Below are 25,364 nucleotides of genomic sequence, written 5' to 3'. Positions count from 1 at the left end.
TCGTTTCGGCCCGAGACCTCCCCGAAAGCGCCACCCCGGCGAAGGCCGGGGCCCAATTGGGGGACGGCAATACCTGCGGACTGCGCACCGTTACCGCGGCCTTCGCTTTTGGGCCCCGGCCTGCGCCGGGGTGGTAGTTTGGCACCGACAGGCATCACCGCATGATCCTCTCGCTCCCCGTCCTGATCGGGCTGATCGGGATCGCGCTGCTGTTCGATTTTCTCAACGGCCTGCACGACGCCGCGAACTCGATCGCGACGGTCGTCTCGACGCGCGTGCTCAAACCCCAATATGCCGTGCTCTGGGCGGCGTTCTTCAACTTCATCGCCTTTGCCGTCTTCGGGCTGCACGTCGCGCAGACCGTCGGCACCGGCATCGTCCACGCGCAGGTGATCGACGCGCAGGTGATCTTCGCCGCGCTGATCGGCGCGATCGCGTGGAACGTCATCACCTGGGTGCTCGGCATCCCCTCGAGCAGCAGCCACGCGCTGATCGGCGGGCTGCTCGGCGCTGGCGTCGCGAAGATCGGCTTCGGCGCGATCGTCTGGAGCGGCGTGATCAAGACCGTCAGCGCGATCTTCGTCTCGCCCGCGGTCGGGCTGCTGCTCGCGCTGCTGCTCGTCCTGCTCGTCGCCTGGACCAGCCTCAAGCTCACCCCGCTCGGCGTCGACAAGCGGTTCCGCAAGCTCCAGCTGATCTCCGCCGCCCTCTATTCGCTCGGGCACGGCGGCAACGATGCGCAGAAGACGATGGGGATCATCGCGGTGCTGCTCTATTCGCAAGGGCTGCTCGGCGGCGAATTCCACGTGCCCTTCTGGGTCGTGCTGTCGTGCCAGGCGGCGATGGCGCTCGGCACGCTGTCGGGCGGCTGGCGGATCGTCCACACCATGGGGTCGAAGATCACCCGGCTGACGCCCGCGCAGGGCTTCTGCGCGGAGACAGGCGGCGCGATCACACTGTTCGCGGCAACCTTCTGGGGCGTGCCGGTGTCGTCGACGCACACGATCACCGGCGCGATCGTCGGCGTCGGCGCCGCGCGCAGGCTGTCCGCGGTGCGCTGGAACGTCGCCAGCAACATCATCGTCGCCTGGACCGTGACGTTGCCGGCCGCCGCCGCGATCGGCGCCGGGACCTATTGGCTGACAGGGCTGTTCACCTGAATCCTGGCGGCGAGGCCGGTCCGTTAAGCATGATCGATAAGCAATTGTGCAACGCCTCGCGCGCTATACGGCATCATGTCCTGGCGATTTCCCCCTCTCCCTGTGCGTGATCACCCCCAGGCCTCGATCACCACCCTGTTCGGCCTGAACGAGAACGATCACGAACAGATCAGTGCCGCGCAGCATGCCCGGCTCCTGTTGTCGGCGACCGTGTGGCCGGTCGCCGCGCTCGCGCATCTGACCGCGTGCGCGTTCATACTCGGCGTCGTGTTCGTCAGCCTGCCGGAGCTGGTCGTCGCGACCGTGGTGAACGTCGCGCTGGTCGCATTGTTGTCGCTCGCGATCCTCGCACTGCTGCGCGCGCCGCTGCTGCAGCGATGGCCGATCCACCGGCGTCATGCCGTGCTGGCGGTGTGCATCGCAGGGCTCACCGCGGCGCTCGCCGCGTTGTTGTGGGTGACCACGGATCTGCCCCCCGGACGATGGGAGCTCGCGAGTTTCGTCACCGTGATCGCCGCGCTGATCATCACCGCGATCACGATCCAGCCCGTCCGTGCCGCATCGCTGGGCTTCGGAGCAGGTCTGGTGGTGCTGCTCGGGATCGTGTCCGGCCTCGACGTCGCGTTCGCGATGGCGGTTCTCGCCTTTGCCGCGCTGGTCTTCGCGGCGCACCGGATGGCGCGGGTCGATTATCACGCCGCGCTCGATCAGGCGGACGACGCCAGCGAGGGCCGCCGCGCGATGAAGCTCATGGCGGAGTTCGAGGAACAGGGCGCAGGCTGGCTGTGGGAAGCCGACCGGCGCGGCCGCATCACCTATATGTCCGCCAAGGTCGCCGACGCGCTGACTGCCTGCGCCGCCGACGACGCGCAGGAGGGCGGGGAACCGGCGGCCACCGCGGTCGTCGGCAGCCTGCTGACCGACATATTCCGGATGGACAGCGACCAGCCGGGCACCGAACGGACGCTGGCATTCCATATCTCGTCGCGCACCTCCTTCTCGGACTATTCGGTGTGCGCCGCGTGCGACTCGTCGGCCGAGCGCTGGTGGTCGATCTCGGGCCGTCCGGTCATCGACGAGATCGGCCGTTTCCAGGGGTTCATCGGCTCGGGCTCCGATCTGACCGAGCAGCGCCGGGCGGAGGCGGAGATCAACCGGCTGGCGTTGTTCGACGGCTTGACCGGGCTCGCCAACCGTCAGCGGATGCGGCTGTCGCTCGACAAGACGCTCGCGCAAAAGGCTGGCCCCTATCGTCCGACCGCGCTGTTCCTCATGGACCTCGACCGGTTCAAGGCCGTCAACGACACGCTCGGGCACCAGGCCGGCGACCTGCTGTTGAAACAGGTCGCGCAGCGGCTGCAGCGCGTGGTCGGCGACACCGGGCTCGTCGGGCGTCTGGGCGGCGACGAATTCCAGCTCGTTGTCCCCGGTATCGACGACCGCGACACGTTGGGGACGCTCTCGCGCGAGCTGATCGACGCGATCTCGCAACCCTATTTCATCAGCGGCGCGTCGGTCTCGATCGGCTGCTCGATCGGCATCGCGCTCACGCCGCAACATGGTCGCGATTCGGAGACGCTCGTCCGCAACGCCGACCTCGCGCTCTACGCCGCAAAGGCGGATGGCCGCGGCGTCCACCGCTTCTATTCGGACGAGATGCTCGCGGGTGCCAAGTCGCGCAAACAGCTCGAGGACGATCTGCGTGCGGCGGTGTCGGAGGGGTCGTTCCACCTCTGCTATCAGCCCGTGGTCAGCACGAACACGACGCGGATCGTCGGCTATGAGGCGCTGATCCGCTGGAAGCATCCGACGCGCGGCATGGTGTCACCCGCCGATTTCATCCCGATCGCCGAGGAATGCGGGTTGATCGAGGCGATCGGCACCTGGGTCCTGCGCACCGCCTGCGCCGCCGCGGCGCGCTGGCCCGCCGATGTCCGCGTCGCGGTCAACGTCTCGCCGATCCAGTTCGCCAACCCCGCGCTGCCCTCGCTCGTCACCAGCGCGCTCGCGCAATCGGGCCTGTCCGCGAACCGGCTCGAGCTCGAGATCACCGAAGGCGTGTTCCTCGACGAAACCGCCTCGTCCGACCAGATGTTCAAGGCGCTCAAAGGCATCGGCGTCCGCCTTGCGCTCGACGACTTCGGTACCGGCTATTCCTCGCTCGGCTACTTGCGCACCGCGCCGTTCGACAAGATCAAGATCGACCAGTCGTTCGTGAAGGGCGCCGCGGAGCCCGGCAACCGCAACGCGGCGATCATCAAGGCGATCGTCATGCTCGCCGACACGCTCGGCATGGAGACGACCGCGGAAGGCGTCGAGTTGCAGGACGAGATCGAACTCGTCCGCGACCTGGGGTGCAGCCATATCCAGGGCTATGTCTATGGCCGCCCGGTGCCCGCCGAGGAGGTGCTTCTCCAGCTCGGCGTCGATGCGGGCGTCGCGACCGCCGCGGGGTTCAAGACCAGTCGCGCGCCGCGAGTCCGGATGCTCCGGTCCGCACGGGTCACGATCGACGGCGCGACCGCCGACATCCGCATCCGCGACATCTCGACGAGCGGCGCGATGATCGACGGCCTCTCGATTCGCGGCGACGCCGTCGGCATCATGCTCGCGATCGAGCTGGTGGAGAATCAGCGTGTCGGTGCGCGCATCTGCTGGGCGCGCGACGGCAAGGCGGGAATCGCGTTCGATCACCCGATCGACCTCGAACATCTCGGCCCGCCCCCCGCCTCGCGCGGGCTGCGCCGCACGGGCTGACGCGTTTCGCCACGTCAGTGCCCCCGGGTCCGCTGACGCCGGGGGTGAGCGGGCAGCGGTAGGCGGATACCACCGCCCCATTTGCGACGAAATTTTTTCGCGCGCCCACTTAAATCCTTGCGTATCGCGAAACCGGCTCAAGTCCACGCGTCGCGGCCGGCGATCCGCCGCTCAGCCCCGCGGCGATCGTCGAAACGGCGCGATCGCGCGCCAGACCCGCTTGCATGACGCGGCGCTTTGGCACAATCTGTTGGGGCTAGAACGACGGACAGGCCCCATCTCTGGTAGAACGACGCGGCGCTGCCAAAGCCGCCGCGGTGATCGATCCGCTGCTTTACGCAGCATGCATGATCATATTTTGTTCTCCTCCCGGGCCGCGCGGTGATAGCATGGGGCTTGCTCCCGATTCGAACGAAAACAGAACATTAGGAGCGGTCCTTTGGATTTCAGAGACAGCAGCCGGGATAGCGACATGACGACCGACACGATCGAACAGACCACCGAAACGCCCGCAGCCGCCAAGGCGCCGCGCCAGGCGCAGGACAGCCATTCGGTGCGCGCGCAGATCTACCCGGTCGAGGTCGATCACAGCCGCGACGCGCTGCTGACCGAATTCGGCAAGGAGACGCTGAAGGACCGCTATCTGCTCCCGGGCGAGAGCTATCAGGACCTGTTCGTCCGTGTCGCGTCGGCCTATGCCGATGACGCCGGCCATGCGCAGCGCCTGTACGACGCGATCTCGAAGCTCTGGTTCATGCCCGCCACCCCCGTTCTGTCGAACGGCGGCACCGGCCGCGGCCTGCCGATCTCCTGCTACCTCAACTCGGTCCCCGACAGCCTCGGCGGCATCGTCGACACCTGGAACGAGAATGTCTGGCTCGCCTCGCGCGGCGGCGGCATCGGCACCTATTGGGGCAATGTCCGCGGCATCGGCGAGCCGGTCGGCCTCAACGGCAAGACCAGCGGCATCATCCCGTTCGTCCGCGTCATGGATTCGCTGACGCTCGCCATCTCGCAGGGCTCGCTGCGCCGCGGGTCGGCCGCCGTATACCTCGACGTCTCGCACCCCGAGATCGAGGAGTTCCTCGAGATCCGCAAACCCTCGGGCGATTTCAACCGCAAGGCGCTCAACCTGCACCACGGCGTGCTGATCACCGACGACTTCATGGAAGCCGTCCGCAACGGCGAGGAATGGCATCTGCGTTCGCCCAAGGACCAGGCGATCCGCGCGACCGTCGACGCGCGCTCGCTGTTCCAGAAGCTCGTCGAGACGCGTCTTCAGACCGGCGAGCCGTACATCGTCTTCGCCGATCACGTGAACAAGGCGATGCCAAAGCACCACCGCGAGCTCGGCCTCAAGGTCTCGACCTCGAACCTGTGCAGCGAGATCACGCTGCCCACCGGCAAGGACCATCTCGGCAACGACCGCACCGCGGTGTGCTGCCTGTCGTCGATGAACCTCGAGACCTGGGATCAGTGGAAGGACGAGAAGGGTCTGATCGAGGACGTCATGCGCTTCCTCGACAACGTGCTGCAGGACTATATCGACCGTCACGAGCCCGGTATGGAACGCGCCGCCTATTCGGCGGGCCGCGAGCGCTCGGTCGGCCTTGGCGTGATGGGCTTCCACAGCTTCCTCCAGGCGCGCGGCATCCCGTTCGAGGGCGCGATGGCCAAGTCGTGGAACCTGCGGATGTTCAAGCACATCAGCAGCCAAGCGAACGAAGCCTCGATGCAGCTCGCGATCGAGCGCGGGCCCTGCCCCGATGCCGCCGATACCGGCGCGATGGAGCGGTTCAGCTGCAAGATGGCGATCGCGCCGACCGCGTCGATCAGCATCATCTGCGGCGGCACGTCGGCGTGCATCGAGCCGATCCCCGCGAACATCTACACGCACAAGACGCTGTCGGGCAGCTTCTCGATCAAGAATCCGTATCTTGAAAAGATGCTCGCCGAGAAGTCGAAGAACTCGGACGCGGTGTGGAACTCGATCCTCGAACAGGGCGGTTCGGTCCAGCATCTCGACTTCCTCTCGGTCGAGGAAAAGGACTGCTACAAGACCAGCTTCGAGATCGACCAGCGCTGGCTGCTCGAACTCGCCGCGGACCGCACGCCCTATATCGACCAGGCGCAGTCGCTGAACCTGTTCATCCCGGCGGACGTGGAAAAGTGGGACCTTCTCATGCTTCACTTCCGCGCCTGGGAGCTTGGCATCAAGTCGCTCTACTACCTGCGCTCGAAGTCGGTGCAGCGCGCCGGGTTCGCAGGGGGAGTCGAGACCGACAACACCATCGACCTGCGTCAGATCGACGTGGAATCGAAGGATTATGACGAGTGCCTCGCCTGCCAGTGACGGCGCGCACGGCGTGATCGCGGAGGACGGCTCGATCGGGTTCGAGCCGTCCTCTCCTCGCGCGCTCCGGTCAGGTCAGGGCCCGACGTCCACCGCGCCGCTCTCGACCCGCAGCGCCCGGCCTGCCTTGAACCCCAGGGCCGCGCCGACGCGGTCGTCCCAGCCATAGGGGTCGTTGCGGACGATCGGTTCGCCCGCATCGTCGAACAATACCGTCTGATAGAGCATCCGGACCGGGATCTGCCGCGGCAGCTTCACGAACGTCTCCTTCCCCGTGGCGCGCGCGGCGTGCCACTGGTCGAGCAGGCCGGCATCGGTCGCGAGCATCTCGGCGAACCCCAGCGCGTCCTCGACCCGGACGCAGCCGTGACTGCGCTGCCGCTGCACCATCGCGAAGATCGGCTTTGCGGGGGTGTCGTGCAGGTAGATGGCGTGGTCGTTCTGCATGTCGAACTTGACCAGGCCGAGCGAGTTCTTCGGGCCCGGCTGCTGCACGATCCAGCCATCCTTCCAGACCATGTTGTTCGCCCTCATATAACCTGCCCCCTTGCCGGCAATCTCCTTCTTCTGGATCGACCGCGGGACCGTCCAGGTCGGGTTGGCCACCAGGCGGAAGATCGGCGACCCCAGCTGCGGGGTTTCGGTGTCGGGCTCACCGACGATGACCTTGCGACTGTCGACGATCTTGCCATCCCGCCAATAGGTCAGCCGTGCCGCGGCGAGGTTGACGTCGATGCGCGTCGCCGGCGGCGTGCGCTCGAGCCAGCGCAGCCGCTCCATCGCCACGGCGATCGCCCGTGACCGGTCGACGTCGGACATGTTGAGGATCGCCAGCGCCTCGCTGCCGATGATCCCGTCGGGCTTCATCGCATAGTCCGCCTGCATCCGACGGACCGCCGCAACCATGTCGGGGGTGTAGCGGTCACCCTGCGCCAACCCGTTGTCGAGATATTCGAGGATCACGAGTTCGCGCGCGATCGAAGGTATCCGCGGATCGGTCCCGCCCGGCTCGATCGCCTCGCCGGTGGTGACGATCGCCGCCGCCGGCGCATCCGGCTGCCGCTGGAGCTTACGGTACGCGACGGACAATTTCCGGTAGTTCGCATCCTGCGGGGCAAGACCTTCGAGCCACGGCGTCAGGTCGCCCGCGCGCAATGCCGCCGCCAGCCCCGCCTTGATATCGGGCGCCGGCCGCGGGACCGTATAGACCTCGTATAATTTCGTCGGGTCGGTCGCGCCGCGCCCGAGCGCGGCTGCAAAGCGCAGCGCCTGCGCGGTCAGCGCGGCATCGTCCTTCGGTGACGGACCGAAGTCCACATGATCGAGCGCGTGGATTCCGCGCGCATCGATCGCCTTGCGCAGCTGCCCCGCGGTCGAGTCACTCCAGCGTGCGGGCGCCGCCGCCTCTCCTGCGTTGGCGGTCGCGTTCTGGTCCGACCCGATCTCCACGCTGCATGCGGACAGCAACAGCCCGAGCATGAGTGATTTTCCCCACGGTGAACGCATGACATACTCCCAAGACCTGTCCGGAAAACGCACCGCTGCGCAGTCGGCTCCCGCCGCAGCGCGCCCTCTGCCGCGACCGTCGTCGACACGCAATCGGGCAGGCGGTTGGTCCGCTGCGACAAGCGACTGTGCCTAAAGGAAACTTTTACGACATCATGGTGTAAGCCCGGGCTCTGCCATTCACCGGAATTATGATTTGTCTCACACTCTTCTTACGCGCCGTGGCCTGATCAGCGGTGGGACTGCCGCGCTTGCGATGGCCGCGCTGTCGGAACGCGTGTCCGCCCGGACTCCCGAACGCCGGCTGGCCTTCGTCAACGCCAACACCGGCGAGCGGTACGACGCCTGTTTCTTCGCCAATGGCCGCTACCGCGCCGATGGGCTTGCCGAACTCAATCATGCGATGCGCGACTGGCGCACCGGCGCGACGCGGACCATGGACCCGAAGCTTCTCGATCTGCTGGTCCAGGTGCGCGATCGCCTCGACGTCGCACCGCACAAGCCGTTGCGCCTCGTCTCCGCCTATCGCAGTCCCAAGACGAACGGAGCGCTCCATGCACGATCGCACGGCGTCGCGAGCAAGAGCCAGCACATGCTCGGCAAGGCGACCGACATCGCGATCCCCGGGATCCGTCTCGACCGGCTGCGCAGCGCGGCCATGTCGCTGCACGGCGGGGGCGTCGGCTATTACCCGCGTGACGGGTTCGTCCATGTCGACACGGGCGCGGTGCGGCACTGGAGCTGAGACCGACCGCGCGCTGGCGGTCGCTGCCCCCCGGTGCCGGATCGGAAAAATTGCCGGAAAAGCCCCATATCGGACCTAGATGGACCTGATAACATACGGTAACGGCGGCAGACTTCTTACGAAAGCCGTCCATGCCGCGTCGTATTCGTTCCTTGCTCAACGCGCTCAGCGCAGAGGTTTCGTCCCACGCCAAACAGGCCGAAGACATTGCGGACCGCACCAACCTGCTCGCGCTCAACGCCACGATCGAGGCGGCGCGCGCGGGTAACGCCGGACGCGGTTTCTCGGTGGTCGCGCAGGAGGTGAAATCGCTCGCCGGCGCCGCGCGCTCGGCTGCCGCGACATTCCGCGACGACGTGCTGGGTCACCTCGAACACGGCGCAGAGCTCGCCGACGACCTCGCCCGCGACATGGAGGGCGGGCGTCTCGCCGATCTGGCGCAGTCGATCGCGGACACGCTCGCGCGCACGCTCTACGATCGCTCGATCGATATCCGCATGCTGGCGACCGATTACTCGATCGTCGAGGCATTGCTCGTCGATCGCGGCGCGGCGCGGATCGAGACGCGCGCGCTCGACCGGCTTCGCGCGCTGCTCGGCTGTTCTCCCTATTTTCTGAACGCGTTCGCGGTGAACGCGGATGGCGAGGTCGCGGTCTGCGCGCACGACAACGCCGCGGTGCGCGAGGTCAATTTCAACGGCTACGCGCAGTTCAAGCGCGCGATGGCGGCGCCCGCCACGGTCGAATGGATGACCGATGCGGTCTGGCGGAATCCCTGGTCGAACGATCGCCACGTCTTGATCTACGTCGCGCCGGTCCGCGCGGAGGGAACGACGATCGGCGTGTGCTACCTCGAGTTCGACTTCGAGGGTCAGGCGGGCGCGATCATGAACGTCGTCAACCGGACCGCGACCAACGCGGTCGCCTCGATCGTCGATCATGCGGGCAAGGTCGTCGCCACGACGGGCAGCTATGCGTGGCAGGCTTCGCATCCGCATGCGACGAAGGCGGCGGCCACGACCGTCAAGGCGTCGGACGGCCTCAACATCGCACAGGCGCGGGTCGAGTCCGTATCAGACCGGGCCATCGCCGACCTCGCGCTGTGTTGCATCATCGAGGAACATGTCGCGACCGAGCAGGCGATCGCGGCGAGCCTGGCGCAACGCCGCCGATAGCGACCGCGATCCGGACGATCGTCAGGCCGGCCATTCGCCGGCGGCCGCGGCCGCCGGATGACTGCCATCCATCCCGGTCCCGATGATCCCGCGCAGCGCCTCGGCGAGTTCGGCCATCGAATAGGGTTTGCGCAGCAGCGCAAAGCCATGCGCGCCTTCCTTCGAAATCACGTCGCTATATCCGCTGGTCAGCAGGACGCGCGCGGCGGGAAAATGCCGCCGGATATGCCGGCCGAGCTCGACGCCGTTCATGCCGGGCATCATCACGTCGGAGAAGACCACCTCGATGGGGGGCATCGCCGCCGCGAGGAGCTGCAACGCCTCCTCGGCATGCCCCGCAAAGACGACGTCATGCCCCAGATCGGACAGCGCCGAGATCGCGAAGCGGCCGACATCGGGATTGTCCTCGACGACCAGAACGCGGATCGGGCCGCCGGCCTCGGGCGCGGGCACCGAACCGCGCAACGTCTCGGGCAGGCCGATCGGCTGGCGGGGCAGGTAGAGGACGAACGTCGCGCCCGCGCCCGGCAGGCTCTCGACGATCACCTCGCCACCGGATTGCTTGACGAATCCGAACACCTGCGACAGCCCCAGGCCGGTGCCGTGGCCGATCGCCTTCGACGTGAAGAACGGCTCGAAGATGTGATCGATATGCGCCGGGTCGATCCCGCTGCCGGTATCGCTGACCGCGATCGTCACGAAGTCGCCGACCCGGACCTCATGCCCGCGCACCGCGGGGATCGCGTCGGCGCGGTCGACGCGGATCGTCAGCGCGCCGCGACCGGCCATCGCATCGCGCGCATTGACGGCCAGATTGACGATCGCGGTCTCGAGCTGGCTCGCATCGGCGTTGGCGAAACAGGGGGTCTCGGCCAGCGCGATCTCGATCGCGATGAACGACCCCGACAGCGTCGACAGCATGTCGGTCATCCCGCGCACCACGGCGCCGACGTCGAGGATCTCGGGCGTCAGCGACGATCGCCGCGCAAAGGCGAGCAGCTGGTTGGTCAGCTTGGCGGCGCGGTCCGCGGTGTCGGCGATCGCCGCGACATACCGGTTGCGGCGATCCTCGCTCAAATCGGGGCGCTTCAGCAGGTCCGCCGAGCCGCGGATCACCGTCAGCAGATTGTTGAAGTCATGCGCGATCCCCCCGGTCAGCTGGCCGAGCGTCTCCATCTTCTGTGCCTGACGCAGCGCCTCGTGCGCCTCGGTCAGCTCGACCGTACGCTCGATGACGCGCTGTTCGAGCGTATCGTTGACGTCCTGCACCGCCTTGAAAAGCCGGGCATTGTCGATCGCGATCGCCGCCTGCGCGGCTACGCCGACAAGCAGCCGCTCGTGGCGTTCATTGAACCGCGCGACCTCGGAATGGCCGAACAACAGCCCGCCCAGCACAATCCCCGACCGCGACGTGACGGGGACGGACAGATAGCTGCGCACGGGCAGATGACCCGGCGGCATCCCGTAATGCGGCGCGCTCTGCCCGTAACGCGGATCGGCGCGGATATCGTCCGACCGGATCACGCCTTCGTTGCGAAAGGTCGGGCCGAACACCGCGGTCGCACGCGGACGACCCAGCGCCTCGAACGCGGACCGCTCCGCCCCCGCCAACGTGAACAGGTGCAGCCGCTCGCCGGTCTCATCCATCAGATTGTGGAAATACGCGCCGAACTGCGCGCCCGTCAGCTTGACCCCGGCATCGGTCACCATCTGGATCAGCGGCTCCAGCTCGAGCTCGGCCGCGAGCGCAGCCCCCGTGACGTTGAGCGTCTCGAGCGTATGCGTCTCCCAGCGCAGGCTGCGCTCGGCCAGCACCGCGTCGGTCGTCTCGACCACCACCGCCAGCGCCCCCGCCGGCATGCCGCTGCCGTCGAGCACGGGCGAATAATTGAGGTCGAGATAGACTAGCCCCGGCTGCCCGTTCCGGTACAGCGTCATTTCCTGCCGCGCATAGCTCAGCGTCTCGCCCGCCATGCAGGCCCGCACGACATGGTCGTTGAACGCGTGTGCCTCGGGCCATGCCGCGCGCACGGGCATGCCGAGGATCGCAGGATGCTTGTCCTGCGCGATGTCGGCATATCGCTCATTGTAGAGCAGGACACCGTCCTCACCCCATAACAGCGCCATCGGCACCGGCGCCCGAAGGATGATCGACACTGCGGTTTTCAGGTGCTGCGGCCAGGACTCGATCGGCCCCAGCGACGTCGCGGACCAGTCCCGCGCGCCGATCAGCACGGCAAGCGGTCCCGCCTCTCCCAAAAACGCCGTCCGCTCAAACACCGTGTCCACCATCATCCCGTTTCGACCGACAGCGAACGGACAGGCGGAACGAACGATCCCCCCGGCTACTGCCACACGCACTTCCGCCACCGCGGTCTTGCGACGCCAGATAGCCCAGCGCCTTGACGTCGATCAATGATCCCATGCGCATTCTGACGTCGCTATCCGCCGGGGCTCGGTGTGCGGCGCCACGCGACACGATGTCACGTGGTGATATCGCCGCGCTGCACGACGCGTTCGAGGATCGCGAGCGGCATCGCGCCCTTTGCCAGGATGTCGTGGAACCCCTTAAGCGTATAGCCGGGCTTTTTCTGCGCCTCGGCACGCAGCCGCGTCCACATCGTATGGCCGATCTTGTAGCTGCACGCCTGCCCGGGCCAGACCGTATAGCGATCGATCTCGCCCTGGCTGCGCCCGCGCGCGATCCCCGTCGTCGCGATCAGATAATCGGTCGCCTTTTCGCGGCTCCAGCGCTTGGCGTGCATGCCGCTGTCGACCACCAGCCGCGTCGCGCGGAACAGCAGCGACTGGAGATAGCCGACCTGCCCCAGCGGATCGCCGTCATACATCCCCATCTCGTCGGCGAGCTGTTCGGCATAGAGCGCCCAGCCTTCCGAATAGCCGCTGAAGAACCCGCGCCGCCGGATCAGCGGGATCTGCGTGCTCTCAAGCGCGACGCTGACCTGCAGATGGTGCCCCGGCACGGCTTCGTGGTGAGTCAGCGTCGCCAGCCCGAATTTCGGCCGGTCGAACGTATCGCGCAGGTTGATGTAATAGATCGCCGGTCGCGACCCATCGAGCGACGCGTTCTGATAATAGCCGCCCGGCGCGCCCGCCTGGATCGTCGGCGGCACGCGACGGACCTCGACGGGGGCCTTTGGCAGCATGTTGAACGCCTCGGGCAGACGCGCCTGCATCGCCGCGATCTGACGGTTGAGCTGCGCGAGCAACGCGTCACGACCCGGATCGGTATTGGGGTATAGCTGGTCGGGGCGCTTGTTGAGCGCGACGAGGCGATCGCCAACCGTACCCTGGGTCATGCCCTGCGCTTTCAGGATCGTGTCGATCCGCGCGCCGATCTCGGCGACCTGCGCCAGACCGAGCCGGTGGATCTCCTCCCCCGTCATCGCCACCGTCGTGGCCGCTTCCGCCGCCGCCGCATAATAGGCGTCGCCATCGGGAAGCCGCCAGCATCCCGCGTCATGGACCGCCTTGGTCCGCAACCCCGCCACCAGCGCGCGCTGCCGCTCCAGCGCGGGGAACACGTCGCGCTCGACGATCGCGGTCGCCTTGGCCACGCGGTCCGCGGGCAGGTTCACCGCCTTCAGCTTGGCGGCGAAGCTCGTCACCATCACGGTGCGATCCGCGGGGCCCTCCATCGCGCTGGCGAGCTGTTTCAGCGTCGTGTCGAGGATGTAATCGGGCGCGAACACGCCGCGCGCGGCATCGCTGCGCTGTTGCTCGCTGCTGTCGTCGATCGCCTTGGGGAATGCTGCGAGCCGCGCGAGATAGGCGTCGGCCTCGCCCGCATCGCGCACCCGGGCCTGCGATTCGAGGAAATCGGGAACGTCGCGGTACGGCCCGGTCAACTGGCTCAGGACATAGGGCGCGTACCGGCCGAGGCTGCTGCCATAGGTGAACCGCGCGGCGCCGGCGGTCGCGCGGCTGAGCTGATACGTCACGATCTCGTGATCGAGCGCCGCGTCGCGCGACAGTCCCTGCGTCCCGAACGCCTTGAGTTCGCCGAGCTCGGCCTTCGCGCGCGCCAGTTCGCGCGCACGCCCGGTCGCGGACTGGTCGTCGAGTTTCGCCCTCAGCGCGATGCGGCTTCCCGTGTCGAGCCCGAGACGCGTCGCCTGTTCGGGAGATTCGTCGAGCCGCGCATAGAAGAACCGGTCGAGCATCGTCCGGAGCGCGGCATCCCGGCCGCCCGCGGCTGCGCCCGCGCGCATCGGCAGCGCACCCAGAACCGACGCGGCAGCCGCGCTTGCGAGGAAACGACGACGATGCATGCTTTTCTCCCTGTGCCGGTCTCCGGGACCAGGGCTGCGGTGTAGCATCGTCGGTCGGGGGGTCCACCCGTCACGCACCCGCGCGGCCGAAACCAGGCCGTCGGTGATCGCTCAGGCCGGCGCGACGCCATCGGCATTGACGAGATCGGGGGCCACCAGCGTCCCGACCAGCCGCACGCGCTTCTCGACCAGATCGACCGGTGTCCGCTGCAGCTCGAGCTGATACCGGCCGCCCAGGTCGCGACGCAAGAAGAATGCGCCGCCGTCGCGGATCAGCGTGCCGGTCTCGTCGACCTTGGTCCCGATAGTCGTCATGGCATGTCCTTCATCGTCCTGCCCGATAGCGGTCCATCCCCGCAGTGCAAGACGTGCCGCGCCGCAGAACCGCCGGCCCGCCCTATCCCCGCGCCGCCCGCCACGTCCGCAGCGCCGCATCATAGCGCGCCTGCGCGTCGTCGCGCGCCGTCTGCGCCGCGTCGAGCGCCGCCGCCCGGTCGCGGTCGAACACCCGACGTTCGCGTGTCAGCGCCGCCTCACGTGCCGCCAGCGCGCGCTCGCGTCCTGCATAGTCCGCCTTGACCGCCGCCAGCGTCTCTTCGGCAGCATCGAGCGCGGTTCCGCTCGGCTTCGGATCGGGCTTCGCACGAGGCGGAGGTTTGGCCGGGGCCTTGGACTTCGCCCCGGCCGAGCCGGGCGATGGTGGTTTTGCGCGCGCTTTGCCCGTCGAGGCATCGCGCTCCGGTGTGTCTGGCTGCGGATCGGGCAGCGCCGCGATCTGTTCGGCGCTCGTCCCGCGCGACCGCTTCACGACGGTGCCCGGCGCGGCCAGCGGTTCGGCGGTCAGCGCCGGGTCGGTGACCTGTTCGGCGATACCCCGCGCGAAGAGGTCGCGGTCGCTGCCCCATGCCCTGAGCGCCGCCTTCTGGCTCGGCGCGGCGACATAGGCGTCGTGGAATCCCGCGACCGTCCGGTACACCTTCAGTTTCGTCGCACGCGCCATCGATCCCGGACCCCGGCCTGCGCACAGCCTCGCGCAGACGGCCAAGGGATACCACGGGGTCGTTCCTCCGTTGAGCACGAAAGCGCGAGCCTGACCGCCGCGATTAGGAACCCCATGTCACTGACCCCCCGATTGTCCGGCAAGCTTGCCGCGCGTGCGCATCATTCGCCCGTTGCCGCGTCGTTTCTCCACCGGATCGCCCCGTTCTTTGCCGCCGACCAGGTGGTTGGCGGCCCGTTGCTGATCGCGACGATCATCGCGCTCGTCTGCACCAATTCGCCGCTCGCGCATGGCTATGAGGCGCTGTGGGACAATGTCCTCGAGATCCGTCTGGGGACGTTCCGCGCGGCGCATCCGCTGGCCGACTGGGTCGACGAGGCACTGTTGCCGTTGTTCTTCCTGATCATCGGCGCCGAGGTGAAACGCGAATTCACCAAGGGCTCGCTCTCGACGATCCGCACCGCGACCTTCCCGCTGGCAGGCGCGATCGGCGGGATACTCATGCCCGTCGCGGTCTATCTCGCGTTCAACCACGGCACCGATACCGCGAGCGGCTGGGGTACGGTGATCACCTCGGATACCGCGTTCGCGCTGGCGATCATCGGCATGTTCGCCACCCGCCTGCCCGCGTCGCTGCGCGCGGTGCTGCTCGCCTTTGCCGCGATCGACGATGTCGGCGGCCTGCTCGTGATCGCGACCGCCTATACCGAGGCAATCGACATCCGCATGGTGATCACCGCGGTGCTGGCCTATGCCGCGATCTTCGCGCTGCTGCGGCTCCGGCTCGTCTCGCCGATCCCCTATGTCCTACTCGGGTTGATCGTATGGGCGGCGACCTATGCGTCGGGCATCCACGCGACGATCGCCGGGGTCATGCTGGGGCTGCTGTCACCGACGCGCTCGCGGCTGTCCGAGGATCGCTTCGCCGACCGCGTGCAGGAACCGATCGACCGGTTCAAACGCGCCGTCGCGGCGGCAAGGACGAACGAAGCGGCAGAGTCCGGCCACGACGAGGGCGCGCCGACGGCATCCGCGCAGAAGCAGCTCGGCTATATCGAGGAAATGGCCCAGGCGACGGACGAACCCGCCGAACGGCTCGTCCAGACGCTCAACCCCTGGGTGTCGTACGTCGTCCTGCCGCTGTTCGCGCTGTCTGCCGTCCGGATCCATTTCTCGGCCGACCTGCTGTCGGATGCCGCGGGATCGCTGCTCGGGATGGGCGTGTTCGCCGGGCTGGCGCTGGGCAAGCCGCTGGGCTTCCTGCTGGCGACATGGCTCGCGGTGACGACGGGTGCGGCGCAGCGTCCCGACGGCGTGACATGGCGGATGGTGCTGGGTGTCGGCGCGCTGTCGGGAATCGGCTTCACCATCTCGCTGTTCATCGCCAATCTCGCCTTTCCCGATACGCAGAGGACGGAGATGGCGTCGCTGGCGATCCTCGGTGCGTCGGTCGTGTCGGCGGTGATCGGCTATGTGATCCTGCGCTCCGCCGCGGTCGAGGACGCACTGTCCTGAGCCGCCGCGACCGGGTATTTCAGCCGAAACCCGCGATGCCGCGTACATCGCCTATCTAGTGTCGCCACCCGCCTTTCAGCACTACCCGTTGGGTTCAAGTCGCCGAACGAAAAAGAAACAGGATAGCGAAAGCCCGTCCGATCATGTAGACGGATGCCACCGCAGAAACCGCCAAACGGCACCGGTAGCGCGTAGCAAGGACGGAGACGACATGCGCAGCATCCCGCCGTTTTCCGTCACTTCCCTACCGCGATTCGCGGGTCGGTCGGGGCGCCGCATCGCCGACGCCAACCCGGTCGCGATTCGCGGCGCTTCGCCGTGTCAGCGCGCGTCGGTCCGTATCACCCTCCACGCAAAAGGGCGTCCCGGACTACTCCGGAACGCCCTTGCCGAGACGCGTATCTCGCGACGGAATAACCGGTCCGGCACGCCCCCGACGGGAGCGTGCCGCGCCGCCTTACTCGCTCTCTTCGAAATTGATCGCGTTCGCGCCCGTCGCGCTGAGGCGAACCTTGTCGCCCTCGACTTCGGCGACCAGGCCGAGCGAGATGTAGTGATGCTTCGCGCCCTGCCCGTCCTCGGACTGCGGCGAATCGTTCTTGGTCAGCTTGATGCGGTCGCCGTCGACGTGATCGACGGTTCCGACATGGACGCCGTCCGCGCCGATGACTTCGGCATGTTCCTTGATCTGGCTTGCATCGACCATGGTCTATCTCCTGCGTTTGAGTCGGGTGCTGAACGCACGCCGAGGAACTTGGTCGCATGACCTATGGCAGCGCAATCATGTTCGTCGTCGCGGGCGTGCTGGGGCTGGTCGGCACCGTCCTGCTGCTCCGCCTGCGCCGCACCGACGTCACGCAGCAACAGGTCTATGCGTTCCGGATGATCGGCATCATGCTGACATCGGCCGCGGTTGTGCTCGCAATGTCCGCGGGTGCGATGTGGCAGTGGAGCATCGAGCCGTGATGCGCCGGTCATGAACATGTCGATGAACACCGCCGTACTGATCCTCGCGGTCGCGGGCATCTGCGCCGCGAACATGATGATCGGCCGCCACTGGAGCCGGCTCGACCATAATCCATGGTCGGGCGAGTTCCTCGGCGGTACCGTCTGGGGCCCCACCCCCGGCTGGAACCCCGGCGCGATGGATCTCGCCAGGATCCGCCAGCGCGGTCGCGTTCTGATGATCGCCGCGCCGGTCGCGTCGATCCTCTTCCTCGTCGTCGTGATCGTCAGTTCAAGCCGTTTCTAATTCGCTCATAATCTTCAGTTTCTCTCGGAGTATCCCATGTCCCTCCTTCACGCCTCCAAGCAGTACAAGCCGTTCGAATACCCCTGGGCGTTCGAGTTCTGGAAGCGCCAGCAGCAGCTCCACTGGCTCCCCGAGGAAGTCCCCTTGGGCGAGGATTGCCGCGACTGGGCGCAGAAGCTCAGCGACCACGAGCGCAACCTGCTGACGCAGATTTTCCGCTTCTTCACGCAGGCCGATGTCGAGGTGCAGGATTGCTACCACGAGAAGTACGGCCGCGTGTTCAAGCCGACCGAGATCAAGATGATGCTGACCTCGTTCAGCAACATGGAGACGGTCCACATCGCCGCCTACAGCCATCTGCTCGACACCATCGGCATGCCCGAGAGCGAGTATGGCGCCTTCCTCGAATATGCCGAGATGAAGGAAAAGCATGATTACATGCAGAATTTCGGCGTTGAGAACGACCAGGACATCGCGCGCACGCTCGCCATGTTCGGCGGCTTCACCGAGGGCGTCCAGCTGTTCGCGTCGTTCGCGATGCTGATGAACTTCCCGCGCTTCAACAAGATGAAGGGCATGGGCCAGATCGTCACCTGGTCGATCCGCGACGAGTCGCTGCACTGCGAGGGCATCATCAAGATGTTCCACACCTTCTGTCATGAGCGCCAGTGCCTCACCAAGGCGGTCAAGGACGACATCGCGGACGTCTGCCAGACGACGATCCGCCTCGAGGACAATTTCATCGATCTCGCCTTCGAGATGGGCCCGGTCAACGGCATGACCCCCAAGGAGATCAAGAAGTACATCCGCTTCATCGCAGACTGGCGCATGACGCAGCTCGGCCTCAAGCCGATCTACATGATCGACGAGCACCCGCTGCCGTGGCTCGCACCGATGCTCAACGGCGTCGAGCACGCCAACTTCTTCGAACAGCGCGCCACCGAATATTCGAAGGCCGCGACCAAGGGCCAGTGGAACGACGTCTGGGACTCGTTCGACAAGCGCCAGACCGCAAAGAAGGGCCCGGCCGCCAACGAGGATCCCGGCCAGAGCGGAGACATGTTCTCGCTCGCTGGCGTGGCAGCGGAATAAGTCGCATCACGCGCGGGGTTTAACGACCGCTAAACCCCGCACCCGCCGGCGGCGCCACCAGCGCCGGCCGGCGGCATGGGTTTTGCTCATGCCGACCGATCCAATCCCGACCATCTTCGCCTTTTGCCGCGTCCCGGCCCTGCTACGCTACGCTACGGCGTCGACAGGGAGAAACCCGTGCCAAGGTCATGCGAAGCGCGCCGGGCACGATAGACGATGGACGCGTCGCCCTCCGTCGAAATCCGCCAGACCGCAATTTTTACCCGCTGGTTCGCCGGACTTCGCGACATCCGGGCCAAGGCACGGATCATCGCGCGCATCCGCCGGCTGTCGCTCGGCCAGTTCGGCGACGTCAAACCGCTCGGCGGCGGAATCGGCGAACTGCGCATCGACTATGGTCCCGGCTACCGCATCTATATCGCGCAACGCGGCACAACGCTGGTCGTGTTGCTGGCGGGAGGTGACAAATCCCGGCAGAACGCGGATATTGCGCGCGCCCGCGACATCGCCGCGGCCTGGGAGTCCGACTGATGGACATCGAAACGACCCGCTGGACCGCCACCGACCAGCTCGACAGCGACGCCGCGGTCCTCGCCTATCTCGAAGCCGTGTTCGAGGATGGCGACCCCGCACTGATCGCCGCCGCGCTGAGCGATGTCGCCACGGCGCGCGGCCTTGCCCGCCCACCCGCCGCGGAGCCCGACATCGCGCTCGACTCTGTCATCCGGACGCTGAAGGCGCTCGGCCTCGAACTGACGGCAAAGGCGGCATAAAGCGGCCTGCACCGGTGCGTGACATGCAAGACGCGTAAGGAGCGAGATGTAGCGACCACGCCTTGATCGAGTGTGGCCGGCCCGGCTCGCCCTTGGGGGGCCACCGCTGCAACCACGCGCCGCGGCGCTAATCCACGCGGCACCCCCTCAACACCAAGGCGACCGCTTCCCGCCGCCATAATGCCGCGCGAGGCCGTGGCGGACGAGCGCCGCCCCCAGCGACACCCCGTCGCGCTCGACGATGCGCAGCTTGCGGCCGTAGCGGTCGACGTCGCGCTTGATCGGGACCAGCGTGAACGGCCCCGCGTTCAGCATCGCCTGCATCTTGAGCGTCGCCGCCTTCCCCGCGCGCGCTTCGGCCTTGCAGCGCGGCGGATGCGTTTCGGGGGTGTCGATGTCGGCGATCCGGACCTTGGTGCCGCGCAGCCAGAAGGTGTCGCCATCGACCATGCAGGTGATCCGCTTGCCATGGCCGCAGATCGTGAAGCGGGCGGTCACCGTCTTGCCGCCACCGCCGAGGCCCTCACCGCCAAGGCCGGCACCGCCAATGCCATCACCGTTGCCGGCCCCGCGTCCCGCCGCCACCGCGCGCCCTGCCGCACCGGCTGCCGCGGCCCCCGCCGCTGCCGCGCCTGCGGTGATACCCGAGACCGACGGCGCCGCGGCGACCGCGGCGTCCTTCGCCCGGCCCCAGCCGCCGGGCACGTGCAGCCCGCCCGCGGGCCAGGCGATCCCGAACCCGCTCGGCCAGTCGATCCGCACTCCCGGGGGTACGAGCGCGAACCAGTCGATCTGGCGGATCACCGGCATCATCAACCCGAGCAGCACGCCGTAGAACACCAGCCGGAGCTGTAGCGCGATGCTGACCCCGCCGCGGCGGCGCGCACCGCTCGCACGCCCGCCTCCGGCGCGATCTCCGCCGAGCGAACGCATGAAATCAAACACATACTCCATCGCCCCCGCGCCTACGCGCGCGCGAGTCGATGTCACTGGCATCGACCACCCGGTTGCGCCAAGCGGAGTCGGAAACACGCCAGAACGCATCGGGAACGCAGCAGGACGGCGTTCCCGTCCCGTCCCGGCTTCGTTCCGGCCCGCGTCGCGGTGGCGCGGCCCGGCGCGACGTCACGGGCTTCGCGCACAAAAAAAGGCGGGGCGCGACTTGTGTCGCGCCCCGCCCCTTTCAGACAGTTCCAGCCGAAGCTTAGAAGTGCGTCACGATACCGAGCATCGGACGGAAGCTCTGCGCGTCGCCGAAGGTGTTGACCTCGGCGCGGATGCGGAAGCCTGCGTTGCCCGTGATGCCCTTCAGGCCGATGCTCTGCGGACCGACTTCTGCGCCGATGCCGTAGGTGATCGCGCTGTAATCGCGGTTGGTGTTCTCGACGGTGTTCGACCGGCCCGAGAAATGGTCGAAGTTGACCCACTGGTAGCCGACCTTGCCGTAGATCAGGCCGCTGTCACCAGCGCGGAAGCCGAAACGGCCAGCGGCACCATACTGCCAATCGATGTTGCCATCGATACCCTTGATCACGTTGCCTTCAGCACCGACGAAGACCGGGCCCAGCGGAACGTTGACGCCCAGGACACCCTGAACGAGCGAACCCGATGGCTTGTAGCCGGTGCGCAGCGTGCCGTTGGCGTTCAGTGCCTGCGGAATGCCGTGGCCGCGCTCGTTGTCGAACTGCTCCCAGCCGCCCATGACGCCGAAATACGGCTCGATACCGAACGCCTTCGAGCCGTCCGGAGCAGCGGCTTCGCCGGGTGCTGCGCTGTTGTCGGTGGGGGCGGGAGCGGACATGTCCTGCGCGAATGCTGGGGCAGCAAGCGCTGCGGCGGCAACGGCGAGTGCGATGGAAAGCTTACGCATATTCGAAAGACCTTTTTGTTTCGTTCTGGGTCCGGCTGTCCAGGACCCTCCGGGACCCGCTTAACTCCAGGTCCCTCCAAACCGGCCTATGACGAAAATGTTGCACTGCCGAGAGCAGAAATGTGGAACTGAACCGCGCTGTGGCATCCGGGCAACGGTTCCTGACAGTCTGATGAACCAAACGGGTCGAAAGCGAGGCCGATGTGGCCGAAACATGGCGGCGATCCGGCATGACTGTGGACCGCGGGTTGCAAGGACTTAGCGGCGTTGCGCGCGGTTCTGCGGCGGTCGGGCGGCGGGCGGCATCCACGGGTCGACGGTGGTCGATTCGATTCGCCAGAGATGGTCTTCAACGTCGGATGTCTCGATTCCGTCATTGGTGCGCTGCAGCATAACCGTCCCGCGCAGACGTCTTGGCTGGCCATCGGACGATGTCGCCAACACCTGGACAGGCACCGCGACATGGACCTTGCCGATCCCCGCGCTGACGCTGCCGGGCGCTCCGACCTGCGCCTCGTAGCGGGAGAAACGGGCATAGCCGCCGGTGAAGGCGGATTGATCCAGTCCGCTTGCGCGACCGTCATCGACCCACAGGTCGCGCGCCGCGGCATAGTCGTGCCGCGCTATCATCCGGAAATAGGTGCGGACGACCTTTTGCGCGGCTTCAGGCATCATGTCGGCGGCGGCGGCCGACATGGTTGGCTGTCGCGCCGCAGGGTGCACGACGGTGCTCACCGCGGCGTAGTTGGCGATGTCCGCCTGCGCCCGCGCCGCTGCTGCGGTCACGTCGACGTCCTTCTGCGCGGCGCTGTTCGAAGCGCCCGAACATCCGCCGAGCGTCGCCAGCGCCACACAGGGCCCAAGCCGCCACGCCAGCCTGTTGAGGCGGCTCACGATCGCCGTACGCATACTGTGCTCCGATAAGGAAGCGTGGTCGGCGGCGCGGGGATCGTCGCTGCGCCACCGCCGATTGAAGAATGGGGGATCAGGGCTTCAACGCGACGTCGTCGCTGTCGTCGAGCTCGTCATCGTCGATGCTGCCGTCATCCAGTTCGTCCTGGACGTCGTCCTCGTCGGTGTCCGCCTCGTCCATCGACACGCTGCTGTCGATCTCGCCAACCTCTTCGGAATCCATGTCGAGATCGTCGATCGACTCGCTCTCCGCATCGTCGTCGCCGAGATCGGGGTTGAGATCGGTCATGATCGCGCCGTCGACGGGGCCGTTGCGCGTCGCTTCGAGGATCTCGGCACGCTGGCTCTCGTCATAGCCTTCCTCGTCATACCCGTCGTCGCCCGTGCCCATGCCGGGAATCTGGTGTCCGCCCATGTTCTCGCTCCTGCTATGGCCGCGTCGTGCGGTCTTGGCTGAGGAACGGCGGGCGAGGGCGACGGGTTCCTTCGCTACGCCGCTTTGGACGCAATCGCCGGGCGGAACAGCCGGCCGCGTTCGGTCAGCGCGACGAACGCCAGTGCGACGAGCCCCGCCAGCAGGAAGCCGGCGACGAGCGGCACGGTGGTCCCGTCGAACGCCTGCCCGATCATCGCGCCGATCACGGCCCCCGCGGTGACGCTCACGAACCCCTGCACGCTCGACGCGGTGCCCGCGATCCGCCCCATATTCTCCATCGCCATCGCCGAGAAGTTCGACACCGCGAGCCCGAAACAGCCGAGCGTCAGCGCCTGGAACACCGCAAAGCTGACCAGGCTCTCCCACCCGATCAGGATCGCCGCGAGATGGATGATCGACACGACCACGAGCGCACAGAGCGAACCGTGGCTGATCAATCGCGTCCCCAACCGCATCACCACGCGCGAATTCATCAGGTTCGCGACCGCCATCGTCACCGAGGTCGTCGCGAAGATCAGCGCGAGCAGGTTCGGCCGGTGGAACACGTCCGCCATGATCTGCTGGATCGAGTTGAGATAGCCGTAGAGCGACCCCATCAGCGCGGTCGCGGCCAGCGTATATCCCAGCGAAAGCCGGTCGCCGAGCGTCTGCCGCCAGTCGGCGAGAATCCGCTGCGGCGTGATCGGCAGGACGTTCTCGGGTTCGAGCGTCTCGGGCATCCGCATCCAGAACCACGCCATGATCCCCAGCGTCAGCACCGCGATCACGCCGAAGATCGCACGCCAGTTGCCGAACTGCAGCACCGCCCAGCCGAATGTCGGCGCCAGGATCGGGACGATCATGAACACCATGAACGCGATCGACATGACGCGCGCCATCGCGCGGCCGTGATAACAGTCGCGGACCAGCGCGATCGTCGCGACGCGCGCCGCAGCGATCACCGCGCCCCCCGCAGCGCGTGCGACGAGCAACAGCACGAAGCTCCCCGCGGCGGCGCACGCGACATTGGCAACCGCGTACAGCCCGAGCGACCACAGCAGCACCGTCCGCCGGCCATAGCGATCGGCAAGCGGACCATGGACAAGCTGCGCGACGCCGAACCCGATCACGAATGCGGTGACGATGAACTGCCGGCTGTTCGCGCCGGTGATGCCGAGCGAGGTGCCGATCGCGGGCAGCGCCGGCAGCATCGAGTCGATTCCGAGCGCGGTCAGCGACATCAGCGCCGCGACCAGCGCGACGAACTCGACGAAGCCGATCGGTGCCCCGCGCATCGCCTCCGCGTCGGACATGGGAGGATTGACGGTCATGATGCCGCCGCCCTTACCCGCTTATCGAACGCCGCGTAACCCGCGCCCCGGTGTCTGCGTACGAGGTGAGGAACCTAACGACCCCAGATGTTTGCGGCCGCGCGCATTCGGCATGCCGGCATTTGGCAGCACGCGCGCGCGTCGCTATATCGGTGCTCCCTTATCCGGACACCGATACATGCTCGATACCCCCGCCGCCCAGGTTCCCACGCTCAGCCTCGCCGATCAGGCGCGCGACCCCGATGGCTTTGCCGCCGCGCTCGGCAACTCGTTCGAACGCTTCGGCTTTGCGATCGTCGCCGATCACGGCATCCCGACCGATCTGATCGACCAGGCCTGGGCCGAGACCAAGGCGCTGTTCGACCTGCCCGAGGACGAGAAGCGCGGCTATTTCGCGCCCGGCGGCGGCGGCGCGCGCGGCTACACGCCCTTCAAAACCGAGATCGCGAAGGACGCCAAGGTCGTCGATCTGAAGGAATTCTGGCATGTCGGCCGTGAGCTGCCCGCCGGCCACCGCTACGAAGCGCAGATGTCGCCCAATGTCTGGCCGACCCGGCCCGAGGGATTCAAGCCGGTCTTTCTCGACCTGTTCAAGGCGTTCGACACCGCGGGCGACAAATTGCTTTCCGCGATCGCACGCCACCTGAAGCTTGCACCCGACTGGTTCGACGCTGCGGTCAAGGACGGCAACAGCGTGCTGCGCCTGCTCCATTACCCGCCGATCCCCGTCGATGCCGAGGGCGTTCGCGCCGGCGCGCATGAGGACATCAACCTCATCACGCTGCTGCTCGGTGCGGAGGAGGCGGGCCTCGAACTGCTCGACCGCGCCAACGGCCGCTGGCTGTCGATCAAGCCGCCCGAGGGCGCGATGGTCGTCAATGTCGGCGACATGCTCCAGCGGCTGACCAACCACGTCCTGCCCTCGACCACGCACCGCGTCGTCAACCCGCCGCCCGAGCGCCGCGGCCATTCGCGCTACTCGATGCCGTTCTTCCTGCATCCCGCGCCCGATTTCCTGATCGAGACGCTCCCGGCGACGATCACCGCGGAAAACCCCAACCGCTACCCGACCCCGATCACCGCGCACGACTATCTCCACGAACGCCTGGTAGAGATCGGCCTGATCAAGAAGTAACCGGCGCTCCTGTCCCCGCAAAGGCGGGGACAGACTGGGCTCCCGCCTTCGCGGGAGAACACGAAGAGCAAGTGCCCCCCC

Annotated in this window: 23 protein-coding genes; 12 read left to right on the top strand and 11 right to left on the bottom strand. The window is 67.0% G+C overall.

Going from position 1 to position 25,364, the window contains the following annotated elements:
- The first annotated feature begins 161 nt into the window (after positions 1–161).
- From ASE72_RS10100 to ASE72_RS10090, 3 genes are all read left to right on the top strand, one after another.
- Positions 162–1,160 (top strand): inorganic phosphate transporter, encoded by a 999-nt coding sequence (locus ASE72_RS10100; protein ID WP_056020416.1) that lies wholly within the window; start codon positions 162–164, stop codon positions 1,158–1,160.
- A 675-nt stretch (positions 1,161–1,835) separates the two neighbouring features.
- The gene (locus tag ASE72_RS10095) at positions 1,836–3,917 is read left to right on the top strand and encodes an EAL domain-containing protein (protein ID WP_443024772.1); all 2,082 of its coding nucleotides are present in this window, start codon (positions 1,836–1,838) and stop codon (positions 3,915–3,917) included.
- A 472-nt stretch (positions 3,918–4,389) separates the two neighbouring features.
- Positions 4,390–6,270, top strand: a complete 1,881-nt coding sequence (locus tag ASE72_RS10090) for a ribonucleoside-diphosphate reductase subunit alpha (RefSeq protein WP_443024756.1) — start codon at positions 4,390–4,392, stop codon at positions 6,268–6,270.
- 75 nt (positions 6,271–6,345) lie between these two features.
- Here ASE72_RS10090 and ASE72_RS10085 read toward each other — a convergent pair whose 3' ends face one another.
- On the bottom strand, positions 6,346–7,776 hold the full coding sequence (locus ASE72_RS10085) for a L,D-transpeptidase family protein (RefSeq protein ID WP_056020409.1): 1,431 nt from the start codon (positions 7,774–7,776) through the stop codon (positions 6,346–6,348).
- A gap of 256 nt (positions 7,777–8,032) precedes the next feature.
- On the opposite strand from ASE72_RS10085, the gene ASE72_RS10080 reads away from it, so the two are divergent.
- Both ASE72_RS10080 and ASE72_RS21190 read left to right on the top strand, forming a co-directional pair.
- Positions 8,033–8,521, top strand: a complete 489-nt coding sequence (locus ASE72_RS10080) for a DUF882 domain-containing protein (protein ID WP_056020406.1) — start codon at positions 8,033–8,035, stop codon at positions 8,519–8,521.
- A gap of 131 nt (positions 8,522–8,652) precedes the next feature.
- Positions 8,653–9,696, top strand: a complete 1,044-nt coding sequence (locus ASE72_RS21190; RefSeq protein ID WP_056020403.1) for a cache domain-containing protein — start codon at positions 8,653–8,655, stop codon at positions 9,694–9,696.
- Between the two features lie 21 nt (positions 9,697–9,717).
- Here the strand turns inward: ASE72_RS21190 and ASE72_RS10070 are convergent, their stop codons facing one another.
- From ASE72_RS10070 to ASE72_RS10055, 4 genes are all read right to left on the bottom strand, one after another.
- A complete protein-coding gene (locus ASE72_RS10070; protein ID WP_235532315.1) occupies positions 9,718–11,985 on the bottom strand; it encodes a GAF domain-containing hybrid sensor histidine kinase/response regulator in 2,268 nt (755 codons plus the stop codon).
- A gap of 194 nt (positions 11,986–12,179) precedes the next feature.
- Entirely contained in the window at positions 12,180–13,988 is a 1,809-nt protein-coding gene (locus ASE72_RS10065) for a DUF885 domain-containing protein (RefSeq protein ID WP_056020398.1), read from the bottom strand.
- A 111-nt stretch (positions 13,989–14,099) separates the two neighbouring features.
- On the bottom strand, positions 14,100–14,303 hold the full coding sequence (locus ASE72_RS10060; RefSeq protein WP_056020395.1) for a DUF5818 domain-containing protein: 204 nt from the start codon (positions 14,301–14,303) through the stop codon (positions 14,100–14,102).
- 82 nt (positions 14,304–14,385) lie between these two features.
- Positions 14,386–14,988: a hypothetical protein gene (locus ASE72_RS10055; protein ID WP_056022101.1), complete on the bottom strand. Its 603-nt coding sequence runs from the start codon at positions 14,986–14,988 to the stop codon at positions 14,386–14,388.
- Between the two features lie 114 nt (positions 14,989–15,102).
- Between ASE72_RS10055 and nhaA the strand changes: the two genes are divergently transcribed.
- Positions 15,103–16,503 carry a Na+/H+ antiporter NhaA gene (gene nhaA / locus ASE72_RS10050; protein ID WP_056020392.1) on the top strand — a complete coding sequence of 467 codons (1,401 nt, stop codon included), beginning with the start codon at positions 15,103–15,105 and terminating at the stop codon, positions 16,501–16,503.
- A 457-nt stretch (positions 16,504–16,960) separates the two neighbouring features.
- On the opposite strand, the gene ASE72_RS10045 is transcribed toward nhaA, so the two are convergent.
- Positions 16,961–17,209 carry a DUF2171 domain-containing protein gene (locus ASE72_RS10045; protein ID WP_056020388.1) on the bottom strand — a complete coding sequence of 83 codons (249 nt, stop codon included), beginning with the start codon at positions 17,207–17,209 and terminating at the stop codon, positions 16,961–16,963.
- Between the two features lie 56 nt (positions 17,210–17,265).
- On the opposite strand from ASE72_RS10045, the gene ASE72_RS10040 reads away from it, so the two are divergent.
- The 5 genes from ASE72_RS10040 to ASE72_RS10020 all read left to right on the top strand — a co-directional run bounded on the left by ASE72_RS10040 (position 17,266) and on the right by ASE72_RS10020 (position 19,620).
- Positions 17,266–17,469 (top strand): hypothetical protein, encoded by a 204-nt coding sequence (locus ASE72_RS10040; protein WP_056020385.1) that lies wholly within the window; start codon positions 17,266–17,268, stop codon positions 17,467–17,469.
- 22 nt (positions 17,470–17,491) lie between these two features.
- Entirely contained in the window at positions 17,492–17,755 is a 264-nt protein-coding gene (locus ASE72_RS10035) for a hypothetical protein (RefSeq protein WP_156350369.1), read from the top strand.
- Between the two features lie 36 nt (positions 17,756–17,791).
- A complete protein-coding gene (locus tag ASE72_RS10030; protein ID WP_056020379.1) occupies positions 17,792–18,847 on the top strand; it encodes a ribonucleotide-diphosphate reductase subunit beta in 1,056 nt (351 codons plus the stop codon).
- Between the two features lie 216 nt (positions 18,848–19,063).
- A complete protein-coding gene (locus tag ASE72_RS10025; protein WP_056020376.1) occupies positions 19,064–19,378 on the top strand; it encodes a type II toxin-antitoxin system RelE/ParE family toxin in 315 nt (104 codons plus the stop codon).
- Positions 19,378–19,620 carry a helix-turn-helix domain-containing transcriptional regulator gene (locus tag ASE72_RS10020; protein ID WP_056020372.1) on the top strand — a complete coding sequence of 81 codons (243 nt, stop codon included), beginning with the start codon at positions 19,378–19,380 and terminating at the stop codon, positions 19,618–19,620. The genes ASE72_RS10025 and ASE72_RS10020 overlap by 1 nt, the downstream gene beginning before the upstream one ends.
- Positions 19,621–19,767: 147 nt before the next feature.
- Here the strand turns inward: ASE72_RS10020 and ASE72_RS20870 are convergent, their stop codons facing one another.
- The 5 genes from ASE72_RS20870 to ASE72_RS09995 form a co-directional block, all read right to left on the bottom strand.
- On the bottom strand, positions 19,768–20,574 hold the full coding sequence (locus ASE72_RS20870; protein WP_056020369.1) for a thermonuclease family protein: 807 nt from the start codon (positions 20,572–20,574) through the stop codon (positions 19,768–19,770).
- A 250-nt stretch (positions 20,575–20,824) separates the two neighbouring features.
- Positions 20,825–21,490: an outer membrane protein gene (locus ASE72_RS10010; protein WP_056020366.1), complete on the bottom strand. Its 666-nt coding sequence runs from the start codon at positions 21,488–21,490 to the stop codon at positions 20,825–20,827.
- Positions 21,491–21,748: 258 nt separating this feature from the next.
- Positions 21,749–22,399, bottom strand: coding sequence for a hypothetical protein (locus ASE72_RS10005; protein WP_056020364.1), 651 nt, complete (start codon positions 22,397–22,399; stop codon positions 21,749–21,751).
- A 76-nt stretch (positions 22,400–22,475) separates the two neighbouring features.
- On the bottom strand, positions 22,476–22,817 hold the full coding sequence (locus tag ASE72_RS10000) for a hypothetical protein (RefSeq protein ID WP_056020361.1): 342 nt from the start codon (positions 22,815–22,817) through the stop codon (positions 22,476–22,478).
- Positions 22,818–22,891: 74 nt separating this feature from the next.
- Positions 22,892–24,148 carry a multidrug effflux MFS transporter gene (locus ASE72_RS09995; RefSeq protein WP_056020358.1) on the bottom strand — a complete coding sequence of 419 codons (1,257 nt, stop codon included), beginning with the start codon at positions 24,146–24,148 and terminating at the stop codon, positions 22,892–22,894.
- A gap of 178 nt (positions 24,149–24,326) precedes the next feature.
- Here ASE72_RS09995 and ASE72_RS09990 point away from each other — a divergent pair, with 178 nt between their 5' ends.
- Positions 24,327–25,283 (top strand): isopenicillin N synthase family dioxygenase, encoded by a 957-nt coding sequence (locus ASE72_RS09990; protein ID WP_056020355.1) that lies wholly within the window; start codon positions 24,327–24,329, stop codon positions 25,281–25,283.
- The last annotated feature ends 81 nt before the right edge of the window (positions 25,284–25,364 follow it).

The sequence above is a fragment of the Sphingomonas sp. Leaf20 genome, from assembly GCF_001421535.1.
GTDB lineage: Bacteria > Pseudomonadota > Alphaproteobacteria > Sphingomonadales > Sphingomonadaceae > Sphingomonas.
This window is presented reverse-complemented; position numbering and strand designations above follow the sequence as displayed.

Coding starts and splice junctions, on each gene's coding strand:
- ASE72_RS10060 (WP_056020395.1), bottom strand. CDS start 14,303: ATGACGACTATCGGGACCAAGGTCGACGAGACCGGCACGCTGATCCGC.
- ASE72_RS10005 (WP_056020364.1), bottom strand. CDS start 22,399: ATGCGTACGGCGATCGTGAGCCGCCTCAACAGGCTGGCGTGGCGGCTT.
- ASE72_RS10100 (WP_056020416.1), top strand. CDS start 162: ATGATCCTCTCGCTCCCCGTCCTGATCGGGCTGATCGGGATCGCGCTG.
- ASE72_RS10045 (WP_056020388.1), bottom strand. CDS start 17,209: ATGGTCGATGCAAGCCAGATCAAGGAACATGCCGAAGTCATCGGCGCG.
- ASE72_RS10035 (WP_156350369.1), top strand. CDS start 17,492: ATGAACACCGCCGTACTGATCCTCGCGGTCGCGGGCATCTGCGCCGCG.
- ASE72_RS10040 (WP_056020385.1), top strand. CDS start 17,266: ATGACCTATGGCAGCGCAATCATGTTCGTCGTCGCGGGCGTGCTGGGG.
- ASE72_RS10065 (WP_056020398.1), bottom strand. CDS start 13,988: ATGCATCGTCGTCGTTTCCTCGCAAGCGCGGCTGCCGCGTCGGTTCTG.
- ASE72_RS10090 (WP_443024756.1), top strand. CDS start 4,390: ATGACGACCGACACGATCGAACAGACCACCGAAACGCCCGCAGCCGCC.
- ASE72_RS10000 (WP_056020361.1), bottom strand. CDS start 22,817: ATGGGCGGACACCAGATTCCCGGCATGGGCACGGGCGACGACGGGTAT.
- ASE72_RS09990 (WP_056020355.1), top strand. CDS start 24,327: ATGCTCGATACCCCCGCCGCCCAGGTTCCCACGCTCAGCCTCGCCGAT.
- ASE72_RS10010 (WP_056020366.1), bottom strand. CDS start 21,490: ATGCGTAAGCTTTCCATCGCACTCGCCGTTGCCGCCGCAGCGCTTGCT.
- ASE72_RS10030 (WP_056020379.1), top strand. CDS start 17,792: ATGTCCCTCCTTCACGCCTCCAAGCAGTACAAGCCGTTCGAATACCCC.
- ASE72_RS10025 (WP_056020376.1), top strand. CDS start 19,064: ATGGACGCGTCGCCCTCCGTCGAAATCCGCCAGACCGCAATTTTTACC.
- ASE72_RS10020 (WP_056020372.1), top strand. CDS start 19,378: ATGGACATCGAAACGACCCGCTGGACCGCCACCGACCAGCTCGACAGC.
- ASE72_RS10080 (WP_056020406.1), top strand. CDS start 8,033: ATGGCCGCGCTGTCGGAACGCGTGTCCGCCCGGACTCCCGAACGCCGG.
- ASE72_RS10085 (WP_056020409.1), bottom strand. CDS start 7,776: ATGCGTTCACCGTGGGGAAAATCACTCATGCTCGGGCTGTTGCTGTCC.
- ASE72_RS20870 (WP_056020369.1), bottom strand. CDS start 20,574: ATGGAGTATGTGTTTGATTTCATGCGTTCGCTCGGCGGAGATCGCGCC.
- nhaA (WP_056020392.1), top strand. CDS start 15,103: ATGTCACTGACCCCCCGATTGTCCGGCAAGCTTGCCGCGCGTGCGCAT.
- ASE72_RS10055 (WP_056022101.1), bottom strand. CDS start 14,988: ATGGCGCGTGCGACGAAACTGAAGGTGTACCGGACGGTCGCGGGATTC.
- ASE72_RS10095 (WP_443024772.1), top strand. CDS start 1,836: ATGGCGCGGGTCGATTATCACGCCGCGCTCGATCAGGCGGACGACGCC.
- ASE72_RS09995 (WP_056020358.1), bottom strand. CDS start 24,148: ATGACCGTCAATCCTCCCATGTCCGACGCGGAGGCGATGCGCGGGGCA.
- ASE72_RS21190 (WP_056020403.1), top strand. CDS start 8,653: ATGCCGCGTCGTATTCGTTCCTTGCTCAACGCGCTCAGCGCAGAGGTT.